The sequence below is a fragment of the Emticicia sp. 17c genome (assembly GCF_037153985.1).
Classification (GTDB): Bacteria; Bacteroidota; Bacteroidia; order Cytophagales; family Spirosomataceae; genus Emticicia.
In genome coordinates this window covers 345,694-358,125 of sequence record NZ_JBBAYI010000004.1, presented here as the reverse complement: position 1 = coordinate 358,125, position 12,432 = coordinate 345,694, and the positions used below count along the sequence as shown (strand labels likewise).

9 protein-coding genes are annotated in these 12,432 nt (G+C 41.0%); 3 read left to right on the top strand and 6 right to left on the bottom strand.

The annotated features are described in order from the left end of the window. Positions 1–128: 128 nt before the first annotated feature. From WAA15_RS11260 to WAA15_RS11240, 5 genes are all read right to left on the bottom strand, one after another. Entirely contained in the window at positions 129–3,239 is a 3,111-nt protein-coding gene (locus tag WAA15_RS11260; RefSeq protein ID WP_337042844.1) for an efflux RND transporter permease subunit, read from the bottom strand. Between the two features lie 72 nt (positions 3,240–3,311). Then, positions 3,312–4,595: a carbohydrate porin gene (locus WAA15_RS11255; RefSeq protein ID WP_337042843.1), complete on the bottom strand. Its 1,284-nt coding sequence runs from the start codon at positions 4,593–4,595 to the stop codon at positions 3,312–3,314. Positions 4,596–4,647: 52 nt separating this feature from the next. Further along, the gene (locus tag WAA15_RS11250; protein ID WP_337042842.1) at positions 4,648–5,751 is read right to left on the bottom strand and encodes an efflux RND transporter periplasmic adaptor subunit; all 1,104 of its coding nucleotides are present in this window, start codon (positions 5,749–5,751) and stop codon (positions 4,648–4,650) included. A 41-nt stretch (positions 5,752–5,792) separates the two neighbouring features. Then, complete coding sequence (locus WAA15_RS11245) at positions 5,793–7,085, bottom strand: TolC family protein (RefSeq protein ID WP_337042841.1); 1,293 nt, start codon at positions 7,083–7,085, stop codon at positions 5,793–5,795. Between the two features lie 119 nt (positions 7,086–7,204). Then, entirely contained in the window at positions 7,205–7,549 is a 345-nt protein-coding gene (locus WAA15_RS11240; RefSeq protein ID WP_337042840.1) for a hypothetical protein, read from the bottom strand. A gap of 368 nt (positions 7,550–7,917) precedes the next feature. Between WAA15_RS11240 and WAA15_RS11235 the strand changes: the two genes are divergently transcribed. From WAA15_RS11235 to WAA15_RS11225, 3 genes are all read left to right on the top strand, one after another. Further along, positions 7,918–9,372 carry a TonB-dependent receptor gene (locus WAA15_RS11235; RefSeq protein WP_337042890.1) on the top strand — a complete coding sequence of 485 codons (1,455 nt, stop codon included), beginning with the start codon at positions 7,918–7,920 and terminating at the stop codon, positions 9,370–9,372. Between the two features lie 74 nt (positions 9,373–9,446). Continuing rightward, entirely contained in the window at positions 9,447–11,012 is a 1,566-nt protein-coding gene (locus WAA15_RS11230; RefSeq protein WP_337042839.1) for a hypothetical protein, read from the top strand. 101 nt (positions 11,013–11,113) lie between these two features. Further along, positions 11,114–12,010 (top strand): DUF4349 domain-containing protein, encoded by an 897-nt coding sequence (locus WAA15_RS11225; RefSeq protein WP_337042838.1) that lies wholly within the window; start codon positions 11,114–11,116, stop codon positions 12,008–12,010. Between the two features lie 202 nt (positions 12,011–12,212). Here the strand turns inward: WAA15_RS11225 and WAA15_RS11220 are convergent, their stop codons facing one another. Continuing rightward, complete coding sequence (locus tag WAA15_RS11220; RefSeq protein ID WP_337042837.1) at positions 12,213–12,383, bottom strand: hypothetical protein; 171 nt, start codon at positions 12,381–12,383, stop codon at positions 12,213–12,215. Positions 12,384–12,432 lie beyond the last annotated feature (49 nt).

Genomic DNA, 12,432 nt, shown 5'->3' with positions numbered 1-12,432 from the left:
GACTATTACCATCGTACAATAAAAGATATGCTTAAATCTACTATAAAAATGGCCTTAGGTACTATCAGGTGCTATAAATATGCTAAAAAAAATGCCCGACAAGGCTTTATCGGGCATTTTTCATTTTTTTATTCTAAATCCTTGAGGGTATGCACATTGTGCCGATAAAAGAATCTGTATATAATCGGGAATATCAATAAGGTAAGAACCGTAGCCGAAATCAGCCCGCCAATAACTACTATGGCTAGCGGTTTTTGTGTTTCTGAGCCAATGCCCGTCGAAATTGCTGCCGGAAGTAAGCCAATAGCAGCCATGAGGGCGGTCATTACTACCGGACGAATCCTTGATTTAACCCCTTCTTTAATGGCTTCGTCGAGGTTCATACGGGCGGCCAGATTTTTATTGAATACCGAAATCAGAATTACACCATTCTGCACGCATATCCCGAACAAGGCAATAAACCCAACCCCTGCCGAAATACCAAAGATAGTACCCGTTGTATGTAGTGCCAGAATACCGCCAATCATGGCAAATGGTACGTTTACTAACACCAGTCCGGCATCTTTTACATTACCAAACATCACAAACAGAATCACAAAAATAGCTACAAGGCATAGCGGCACCACTTGCCCCAAACGCTGGCTGGCACGTACCTGATTTTCAAACTCGCCTGTCCATTCAATACTGGCATCACGGTCAAGTTTTACTTTTTGTGCTACACGTGCCTGTGCTTCGGCTATGGTACTGCCTAAATCGCGTTCACGAACCGAGAACTTCACCCCGATAAAACGTTTGTTTTTGTCACGATACACAAAGGCTGGGCCTGTTACGGTTTCAATAGTAGCAATTTCTTTCAGCGGTACTTTTGTACCACGCGTAGTAGGTACAAGCAGGCTACTGAGGTCGTTTTCGTCTTTACGGTATTCTTGCAGGTAACGCACCCTTATATCAAATTTGCGTTCGCCTTCGTACATAATAGAAGCGGTTTTTCCGCCAATTGCCATTTCGATAACTGCCTGTGCATCGCTGGTTTGTACGCCATAAAATGCCATTCTTTTCAGATTCAGATTTACGCGCATTTCGGGCTGTCCTACGTTACGCAAAATACCAATATCTTTTATACCCGGCACATCTTTAATGGCTTCGAGTACTTCATCGGCATATTTATTTAAATCGTCCAGATTACTACCAAATATTTTTACTGCATTTGAGGCGTTCATACCTGCTACGGCTTCGGCCACGTTGTCAATAATAGGCTGCGAGTAGTTATAATTTACTCCCTGAAACTGTTTGAGCTCTTTATCCATTTCTTCAATCAGTTCGTCGGTAGTAATTTTACGCGTCCATTCTTTTTTAGGTTTCAGGTTTACCTGCATTTGCACATAGTAAAAACCCGAAGGGTCGGTTCCGTCGTTTGAACGACCTGTTTGCGAAAGTACGCCGTTTACTTCGGGGTATTTATCTAGCTTATCACGCAAGGTATGTACCATTTTTACGGTTTCGTTTAACGACATACTCATTGGCATTTTAGCTTCTACCCATAACGCACCTTCGTTTAGCTGAGGCAAGAACTCGGTTCCGAGTAAGGCTGTTGAGGCAAAAGTAACTCCCATTACCACAAAGGCAGCCAGAACACTCAGGCGTTTGTTGGCGTAAGTCCAGTTAAACCATGTGGTGATACCCTTGTTGAAGAAATTAACAATAACATTGTTTTTTTCTTTTACGTTTTTCTTCAATAGAATTGAACAAAGCACCGGAACCAGTGTAAGAGTAAATATCAAAGCCCCCAGCAAAGCAAAACCAAGTGTCCATGCCAGTGGGCTGAACATTTTTCCTTCTACTTTCTGAAAGCTGAAAATCGGCATCAGGGCTGTGATGATTATCAGTTTTGAGAAGAAAACAGCTTTTCCCATCTCTACCCCCGTTTTTTTGATAATCCCCATTTTAGAGAGTTTATTAAACCTCTCCATCCCAACTTTATGCGACAGGTGGTCGAGCGCAACAAATACCCCTTCAACCATTACTACGGCTCCATCAATGATAATTCCGAAATCGACGGCTCCCATTGACAACAGGTTGGCCGACATACCTTTTAGCCTTAAACAGAAAAACGCAAACAGCAAAGCCAACGGAATAATAATTGATACAATAACGGTTGTTCGCCAGTCGGCCATAAACAACAATACAATTACAGTTACCAGAATGATACCTTCGGCCAGATTGTGTAAAACGGTTTCAGTACAGAATTTCATGAGGTTGTCACGGTCATAGAAGGTAACCATTTTGACATCCGAAGGCAGAATTTTGTTGTTCAATTCATCGATTTTGTCTTTTACACGTTTCAAAACCTCGCTTGGGTTTTCGCCTTTGCGCATTACCACAATACCTTCCACTACGTCGTCGTCACGGTCAAGCCCTACTTGCCCAACTCTCGGGAAGTTCGATTCCGTAACCTGTGCTACATTCTTGACATAAATAGGCGTACCGTTAATGTTTTCGATAATGATATTTTCGATGTCTTCCTGTTTGGTCAATAAACCCAAGCCACGCACCACGTAGGCTTGTCCGTTTTTCTCAATTACATCACCACCCACGTTTACATTACTTTTCTCGACGGCGTTGAATACTTCAAGCGGGGTAATATCATACTTATGAAGTAATAACGGATTTACCATGATTTCATAAATCTTCTCGCGGCCACCAAAGGCAACGAGGTCGGCTACACCGGGCACAGCCCTTAATTGCCTGTCAATTACCCAGTTCTGAATCGTCAGGAGGTCTTTTGAGTCGCGATTAGGGCTTTGCAGCGTATAACGGAATATCTCACCCGTAGGGCCATAAGGCGGCTGTACGTCAGGCTCTACTCCTTCGGGTAGGCTGATAGTCCTGAGCTGATTATTTACCTGCTGGCGTGCAAAAAAATCGTCGACATCATCTTCAAAAATAATCTTCATGACCGACAACCCAAACATGGTAATGCTACGCACATTGGTTTTACGCTGCACTGAGTTCATGGCTACTTCGATGGGAACAGTCACGAAACGTTCGATTTCTTCGGCACTTCGGCCATTCCATTCGGTCACGATAATAATCTGTGTATTAGTAACATCGGGAAAGGCTTCAATAGGTGTATTCAGGTAACTTACTAAGCCTGCAATTGATAACACCCCTACGAAGAAGAAAGTAAAAAAGCGGTTCTTTAACGAAAACGCTATAATATTTTTAATGAATTTATTCATAAGAATTTTGCTTAAGGAACAGCCACGGGCTATTCGATACAATTTTTTTAGTAACTATCCAGCGTTATTCTATCAGAACTCAACATGTACCCTCACGCCAAAAACATTGGCGGGGCCACGGTCTTTGTTATAAGCAGGGTTCAGAATAAACTGGTAATCGGGCGAAATCCAGAAATGGTCTTCATGAAGATAATATCGGTAGTAAATCTCCAGAATATCCTCGGTTCCATAGTGGAGCTTGCCATCACCCACCATGAAACCCACACCACCGGCATTCAGGTATTGCTGATGTGCCTTTGAAATACCGTTGGCTACTACTGCAAAACCAAAGGTATCTTCTGTACGGTGCCATTTTGTTCCATGAAGGGCTATACCAGCACTTATCGACTGGTCGATTTCTGTAAAAGCCCACGTTTCGTTACGCCCATCGTTAATGCTGCCTCTGGCAAAAAAACCGAGGTCGTCCGAAAACTGGTGTTCAAAGTTTATCCCTATCCCTGCTTTTTCGCGGCTATATTGTCGGGTAGCAGTAATATCGGGGGTGCTTAGCTGGGTGGCCAGCTTGTAGTTTCCCATGTTGGCTCTGTTAACAAAGCCTAATAATCTTATTCTGGAATTGCCAAAAGGTTTTTCGACCTCAACCTGATGCGAAAGTGCTTTACCTAGTTTGCCATCGAGCTTAGCACCATTGGCTTCAAGTGGCACTTGCGCGGCAGCATAACGAATGGCAAACGAAGGGCTTACGTATTCGAGCATTACTCCTTGCGTGTAACCCCGAACATTGGCGGCATAATCATAGGCCCCATTACTCATAAGCGACCAGTTGAGAAACTGGGTGCGGGGGTCATGACTGAACGTATTGTTATCAAAGAAATCGGCCAGAGAAAACTTACCTATTACAAAAGATAAATACTTGGTAGGGTGTGCGCCTGCTAGCTGGTTAATGGCATTAGTAGCCTGAGTAGTTTCATGCGTAAGCGGAATATATTGTCTTATATACACCCTGCCCACATAAACCGTTGGCTTAGGGTTACCAACCCGAAAGGTTTCGCCATTCGGGAAACCGGCTACACCAGTAGCCCTGCTTAGGCCACTTCCGCCCGCTAGCTCAGGATTCAGGTAAACCTCTGTATTTTTACCTAACCTTACTCCTATGAAAAAAGTAGAAGTAACAGAAGTTTGCGCTTCTTCTTTAGTCGAAAAACTATTTTGACCTGAATAGCTGGCGTGCACCCCGGGTTGGTATTGCGTAACAACTGTTTGTTGAAAATGGAAATTAAATTTCTGATTTACAGGTGCTTGAGCAAAACTTCCGTAGCTTAGCAACAGGGCAACTCCTGATAATACCTTTTTCATGAATTGGTAAGTGTCTAGAATGAAAATCTTTGAATAATATTTTAACTAAGGCTTAGTCGTTCAGGGCATCATATACCAGCAATTGCTGATTTGAGATAATTTTTTCGCCTGCATTCAAGCCCGATTCTATATAGGCGTAGTCTCCGACAGTTTTAAAGATTTTTACCTGACGGGTTTCTATATGTTTGCGGTCTTTAAATACCATCACCCACTGTTTGCTTTTGTCAAAAATTACCGCTTTAGCCGGAATAGCCAGCATTGACTGTGGTTCTTCGTGGTATACTCTTACAATGGCAAACATTTGTGGTTTGAGGGTATAACCCGGGTTAGGCAGGCGAATACGTACTTTCATAACACGGCTTTCGGGGTCAAGCACATTAAATATCTTGTCTATTTTCCCTTTTATTTTTCTATCTGGGTCGGCCAGTGTAGTAATGTCACATTCGTAGCCTATTTTTACTTTATTAATATCTGTTTCGTAAACATCGGCTAACACCCATATATCGCTCAGGTCAGAGATAGTAAAGAAATTATCAATGTTTTCGATATTGAAATCCATTCCTTCAACTGCATTTTTTTCAATAAGGAAGCCTGAAATGGGCGATTTTATCTGATACGTAGCCTCTTTACCGAGGTCATATATCTTCATGGTTTCATGTACCCTTTTTAGCTCCGACTCAGCTTTTTGTACCTCCTGACGTGCATTTACTAAATTTCGTTCGGGTTCAAGCCCTGCTTTAAATAATTCTTCCTCTACGCCCAGATTCTTTTTGGCAATTTGCAGGTTCGATATAGCCATGCTGAGTTGGTTGTCCATTTCGGCTACCTGACGGCTGCGGATAGTAGCCAATACCTGACCTTTCTGTACGTAATCGCCTAGTTGTACGTTCAGCTTTTCGATATTGCCATCAACCCGCGGAAAAACCTTTGCTACTTTATCTTCGTTGGCTGTTACTTTTCCGCTTAGCTTTACTTCTGAAAGCAATACTTTTGAAGCTACTTCATCAAAGCCAAGTTTTGCCATCATGGTATCGGTCAGCATGAAGGCTTCTTTGGGCCCTTCTTCCTGTTTCTTATCACTTTTACAACTCTGAAAAGTCCAAAGAGAGATTCCCAGAAAGCTGATTAAATATGTTAATTTTTTTGCGTTTTTCATTTTTTTAAAAGTTTGTCTGATTCCTAATCTTTTCTATGCTTTCAAGGTAGGCTGATTACTTCTTTACCAGCCGTAAAATTGATTTCTTCAATGGCATTCATGCGGTCGTTCTGCAAACGGTTCATTTGCACGGCACTGCTTTTATATGATTCATAGAAGTCAATAAATTCTAGCATAGAAATAATCTGTTTCTCAAAATTCAGTTTTACGTTATCAAATAGCTTATCGAAATCAATCATAAAAGCCTTGTCGTAGGTTTTATAAAGCTGGTCCGCCTCTAAAGCCTTCCGGTAAGCCAATTGCACATCGGTAATGATGCGTTGTTCTTGTGTTTCTACCTGTTTTTGTGCCGACTGAATTCTGTATTGAGCTACTTTTATATTACCCTGATTTTTGTTAAAAACAGGCAGGCTCATCTGAAAAGTAGCAGCAAAATAATTAGGCACACTACTACCGGCCCGGTCGTAGGTTAAGCCCGCCTGTAAATCGGGCACCTTGAGTGCTTTCTGATACACAAGGTTTTGCTCTTCGTATTTCAGGGAGTTTTGCTGTAATTTCAGGTCTGGTCTGTTTTCAAGAGCCGTGCTAATGAGGTTATCGAGCGTAAGCGTCTGAATACTTACTGCATCAATGGCGTTTTTATCGGCCTGTGGCACAAAAAACACCTCGGTACGAGCACCAGTAATGAGGCGCAGATTAGCTTGTCGTTCTATCATTTGCACACGTAATTCTTTACGTTCTGTTTCGAGGGTAAACCTCAAGGCCCTCACACGGGTAATATCTTTGATAGGGATCACGCCTTTTTCGAGCAGTGTATTCATACCATCAAGGGTTTTTACGAGCGAAGCAATTTCCTCGTCATAAATCTTCAGTACGTTCTGCAAATAATAGAGGTCATAAAAATTATTGCGTAGTTCATATTTAAGCCCTCTTAAGGCATCGTAGTAGGCATTTTCGGCCATTTGGGTACTGGTTTCGGCCAAAGCTACACGCTTGGTACGTTTCCCTGCCAGATAAAACAGTTGTTGCAACTGCACGGCCTGCTCGGTAGTAGGAGCACCTTTTTCATCATTTAACCCCAAAATAGGCAAAATACTTCTGGTGCGGTTGTTGTAGAGCATCTGCTCATAAGAGAGCGTGGGGTTTTCCCATAATTTAGCTTGTATGATGGAGGCGCGGTTAGCTTCAATATCAAACTTATGCGCCATTAGCATGGCATTTTTCTGTAAAAATATCTCTTCAAGCTCACGCAGATGTATGCGTAGTGAGTCCCCGGCGGCTTGAGCCTGCACACAGAAAAGCCATAGAAAAACAATAGTTTGTAATTTTTTCACGGTAATGTGGTTAATTAAGACCAATAAAAACAGCATAAAGCAGGTATATGCTACACCCCCAACATCATGAGGGTAGCACTACTTTGTTTTGGATTAATAAATAAAGAGGAAGGAGCGTATCAGATAAGCCACATACAATTAAGTAAATGGATAGATTGTTTTTTAAAAAAGTTTAAGGTTTTTTGAACGAATAGCCCTGAGAAAACATTTTCTTTAGTAAAAGCATAAGCCTGTTGAGGTAGATGAAAACAGTCATCCTGCTCGTCGTTTGCCCATCTGAAAAAGTAAGTATTGGTTCTGAAATCGATGGTAACAATGTCGTCGGCACTTGGAGGGATGTTTTTTTGGCTTGCACTCAGGCTGATAGCATTAGGCAAGTAAAGCGCAACTACCTTTTGCCTATTGACAAGCAATAGTCCACTCAGGGATAAAAATAGTATAACATATATAACTCGCTTAAGCATTGTTTTTTTTAAATATAATAATAGGGAGTACTTATCATCACAAACCGAAAAAAGTGTGTATAGTAATAGCTAAATACCTGACAAATAAGCCTACTAGCCTGAAATTGGTTTATTACCATATCTCGGTCAAAACTTTACAAGTTCAAAATTAGATATTCGGAAAGTTTAAAAACGATAAGAGCTCGTTAAAATTTTATTAAAAAGTAATTTTGTCATAAAAAGTGCATTAACAAGGTATGCTCAGCCCAATTGCCGTATATACAGGCTTTTAAGATTTACACTTGGAAAAGTACAAATTTGCGGCTACCTTTGTAGAGAAGAAATCGGCTAAGGAGGGCACGAATAATATGAGTAAAAAAGCATCAACAATGGAAACCATTTACGAGAAAAATCTGGGCACAAAACAAAAAGCATTGCGCATAAACCTGAACAAACAAATTTACGGTTGCTTTGCTGAAATAGGTGCAGGGCAAGATGTAGCCGCCAATTTTTTTAAAGCAGGTGGGGCATCAAATACAATTGCCAAAACGATGTCGGCCTATGATATGACTTTCTCTGATGCCATTTATGGCGTAATGGAAAACGGACGCTATGTGTGTGAGCCACGCCTCATGAGTATGCTAGACCATGAGTATGGCTTATTGATAGAAAGATTGGACGAAAAAAGAGGCGAAACATCTACATTTTTTGCTTTTTCGGATACCGTAGCAGCCTTAAACTACCACAAAACTAATGATGCACACGGCTGGATGGGTGTAAGGTTTCAGCTAAAACCCAAAGGGCCTTACAACGATATTGTTATTCACGTAAAAATGCTTGATAACGATAACGTATTGCAGCATCAGGCATTGGGTACACTTGGCGTAAACCTTATGTATGGCTGTTATTTTTATAATCAGGACCCTGAAATTCTGCTTTTGTCTTTGATGGACGACCTCTCTAAAGACAGAATCCAGATTGACATGATTCGCTTTGAAGGCCCTGATTTCAAGCACGTTGATAACCGCCTGATGAGCTTACGACTAGTAACCTACGGATTTTCAGACATTGCTCTTTTTGGCCCTGACGGCAAAAATCTGCAACCATCTGAAGTACTTTTCCGCAAGCATGCCCTTGTGTTACGTGGGCGTTTTCGCCCGTTGGTAAACGTGCATCTGGATATGCTCGAAACAGGCCGAAAGCAGTTTATGCGAGAACCTGACGTGGAAAAAGAGAAAGTAGTGGTGCTTTCGGAAATTACCTTGCAGGGGCTAAAACAGAATGAGGCAGAAATTGATGAGAAGGACTTTCTGGACAGGGTAGATATTTTGTGTTCGATGGGCCAGATGGTGATGATTTCAAACTATCAGGAATATTACAAACTGGTGGCGTATCTGTCTAAAATCACGAAACTTAAAATGGGGCTTATTATTGGGTTTCCGAATCTGGAATACATTTTTGAAGAGCAACATTATAAAGACCTGCCAGGAGGAATTCTGGAATCGTTTGCCACCTTGTTCAGCAGAAACCTGAAACTTTTTGTGTATCCGACCTACCAGCACAACAATATCATGAACTGTATGCGCTTTACACCGCCTATGCACCTGATTGATTTATACCGGTATCTGATAGCCAATAACAAGATAGAAGATATACATCATTACAACGAAAAGAATCTGTCTATCGACACCAACAAAACCCTTGAACTGATAAAACAGGGCGAGGAAGGATGGGAAGAAAACGTTCCTGACGAAGTAATAAAAATGATAAAAGACCGTTGTTTGTTTGGCTTCCCATGTGTAGTTGTTCCGGGTATGGGCAAGCAGGAAACAAGCACCAAATAGAAGTAGGGTTGGTAAACTGTTAAGCCTTTTTTTAACTTTCTCGCCAATTTTTTTAACAAACCTGTATGATTAAAATGAGAACTAACATACTGATTTTTAGTTTATTAGTATTTTTTCAGCAACTATTCGCACAAGACTCACCAAAAATTGTTCTACCTGCTGGCACTGACTGGACTCAATTGAAAGAGGGAGTTCCGGTTGCGTTTACGCTCAGGCTTGAGGGTAAAAACTGCCAGAAGGCTCAATTCTCGATTCAACAAGGAAAAGTAGAGGGCATGGAGCTGGATTCGGCAGGCCGGTTCTACTGGAAACCTTCGTTTGATTTTGTAGACCGTTTGTCGGGCTACAAGTCTCAACAGGTAATTTTTGAGGCTCGATGCGACTCGGCCGAAGAAGCTAGCTCGGCAAAGGTCGAGTTTAAAGTGCTGCACGTAAACCGCCCACCTGTGGTAAAAGACCTTAAGCCTTTTTATGTACAGTACAATACTACTAACATCTATAAAATAGACCGCTATTTTGTATTTGATGAAGACAATGACCCTATTGTGGTTGTTCCTTCAATGGAAACACTGCCCGAGGGCATGAAGATGTCGTCGCAGGGGGAAGTATCCTGGACACCCTCTTTTACACAATTCAAGCAAATAAAAACACAACCTATTTATATAGAATTTTATGTGGAAGACCAGCCCTCAAAGGCTCAGGTAAAAGGGCGTTTAAAAGTAGAAGCCACACAGATAGACCTGCCACCTGAAATTGTGGTAGTACCACGTGAAAGCAATTTTACATTGAAAGAGAACCAGACTGTCAGCCTTCGTTTCTACTTGTCAGACCCTAATGGTGATGATGACATCCAAGACTTTGATTTTCTGACAGATAACCCCCAAATTACGAAAAACATGCTGGTGAAAAACACGCCTAATCAGTATGAGTTTATTTTCAAGCCCAGTTACGATTTTGTAAAAGACCCACTCGATACGCTAGGCTTTAACATTGACTTTTTTGTGCTTGATAAAACCAAAAAGCGCGATGTTAAGACCATACACTTTGTGGTAAAAAATGCCATTAATGAGGCCGAAACTGACCAGAAATTGTACAATTTGTACCGAGGCACTTTACAAAGAGGCTGGGAGTTAATGGAGCAGATGAAAGAAAAGGAAACCGAACTGAAAAAACTTTATTCTCAGGCCAAAAAGGGCAAGAAGAATCGCTCCATTGTTAATGCTTCTTTAGGAGCTACTACGAGTTTATCGTCCTTCCTGATTCCGAAAGACCGCCCCGAACAGCAAAGGCTAGCTTCGACCTTAGGCGGCACAACAGTACTGACAATCAGCACGCTTGAAGCCACAGAGGTAATCGGGAAATCGATGAAAGATTTGATTGACCGCCTGAATTATATCATTGAGAAGAAAAATGAGATTCAGAACAAAGGAGACATCTTTGCCCGTGATTTTTCGCTGAAATCGTCGCGCCGTGGCCCCGATTTCCTGAGGAAAGTTGATGATTTTATGAGTAGCATGAGCTTAAAAGGCTTGGTAGTACTCGATTTGGATGCTGCTTGGGAGCCTAAAAACAAGCCTACTGACAATAATATTAAGAAAACTTTTAAGGATTTTAACCCCGAACAACCTACTTCGTTCTAATCCTTAAACTATTCTTAAAATATTCTTAAAAATTTCTTAAAGAAAATATACTTTATTCTTAATCGCATACGTTTTTGAGTTAAATCAAAACTCGAAAACCTATGCGATTTATTTTTTCTCCTAAAACTATCCTATTCGGCGTAGTGGGTGGTTTAGTTATTTCTTGTACACAGTATAAAAGTGAAGAGAGTTATAAAGCACCCGAAACAATAGCTGATACCTCTGCTTTTTTGCCTGACGAAACACCTGCTTCTTCATTAAAACGAAAATTTATCCGTACAGCTGAACTGAAATTTCAGGTAAATGATGTAAGAAAAGCCTCAGAACAAATTGAAGCCCTTACGGCTAACTATGGGGGTTTTATTACGCAAAGTAGTTTACAAACCAACAGGCTCGACCAGAAAACCATACAGGTAAGCATTGATTCTTTAATGGAAGTAAGTTCTATTAATATAGTTAGTGATATTACCATACGAATACCCAACGAGCATCTGGAAAGTTTGCTAAAAGATTTAAACGGTATGATACAATACCTCGACTACCGTAATATAAAAGCTGACGACGTAAGCCTACAATTACTGTCAAACAGCATAGCCAGTAAAAGACTGGAAAACTTCTCCAGACATAACCAGCAAGCCAATGGCAAACGCAAAGGGAATATTCTGGCAGCAACAGAGGCGGAAGAAAAAATGCTCGAACACCAGTTACAAGCCGATTCACACAAGATTGATAACCTGAGTTTACAAGACAAGATTGATTATAGTACAATTGTGCTTAATCTGTATCAGAAAGAATCTTTGCACAAAATTATGCTTCAGAATCGCCAGAGCATTCATTACTATAAAGCTAACTTCTTTTTACGTGTCTGGGACTCTATTAAAATCGGCTGGGATTTTCTGGAAGAAACCATCGTAATTTTAATAAGGCTGTGGTTCATTCTGATTCCCGGAGCAATCATCCTGTTCTATTGGCTAACAAAAAGCAAAAGAGCTAAATAGCAATAGCTTATTCTTACGGGTACACTCATCCTTCATCTATGCCAGATGAAGGATTTTTTATGCTCCTCTCCTACCTATCCGGCTATTTCAGATTTCACCAAAGCCACCTCCTGCAATACTCTTTTCGGATAATCGAGTATGTATATGCCATTTCACAAGAATCATTTATCAGGCAAGTGCATCAAACACAAACTACTCGTAATCAATCATTTACAATATTGTCCATTTTTTGTCCATGCCCTTTTTTGGGTAGGCTAATTTGTCGGGTGTAATTTTCGGTCGAAATTCTTTCGATGCAGTAGTGAATCATATCTTCAAATTTATCAGGCAAAATCTGACAGACACTTCCGATTGATTGGTATACAATTAACACTTTGAAAAGGATATAATTCAGTACTTATCGGAGTCAGGACATTCCGATT

Bases quoted from the DNA above. Each gene is read 5' to 3' on its own strand.
- WAA15_RS11260 (WP_337042844.1), bottom strand. From the start codon at position 3,239: ATGAATAAATTCATTAAAAATATTATAGCGTTTTCGTTAAAGAACCGC.
- WAA15_RS11255 (WP_337042843.1), bottom strand. From the start codon at position 4,595: ATGAAAAAGGTATTATCAGGAGTTGCCCTGTTGCTAAGCTACGGAAGT.
- WAA15_RS11250 (WP_337042842.1), bottom strand. From the start codon at position 5,751: ATGAAAAACGCAAAAAAATTAACATATTTAATCAGCTTTCTGGGAATC.
- WAA15_RS11240 (WP_337042840.1), bottom strand. From the start codon at position 7,549: ATGCTTAAGCGAGTTATATATGTTATACTATTTTTATCCCTGAGTGGA.
- WAA15_RS11235 (WP_337042890.1), top strand. From the start codon at position 7,918: ATGGAAACCATTTACGAGAAAAATCTGGGCACAAAACAAAAAGCATTG.
- WAA15_RS11230 (WP_337042839.1), top strand. From the start codon at position 9,447: ATGAGAACTAACATACTGATTTTTAGTTTATTAGTATTTTTTCAGCAA.
- WAA15_RS11225 (WP_337042838.1), top strand. From the start codon at position 11,114: ATGCGATTTATTTTTTCTCCTAAAACTATCCTATTCGGCGTAGTGGGT.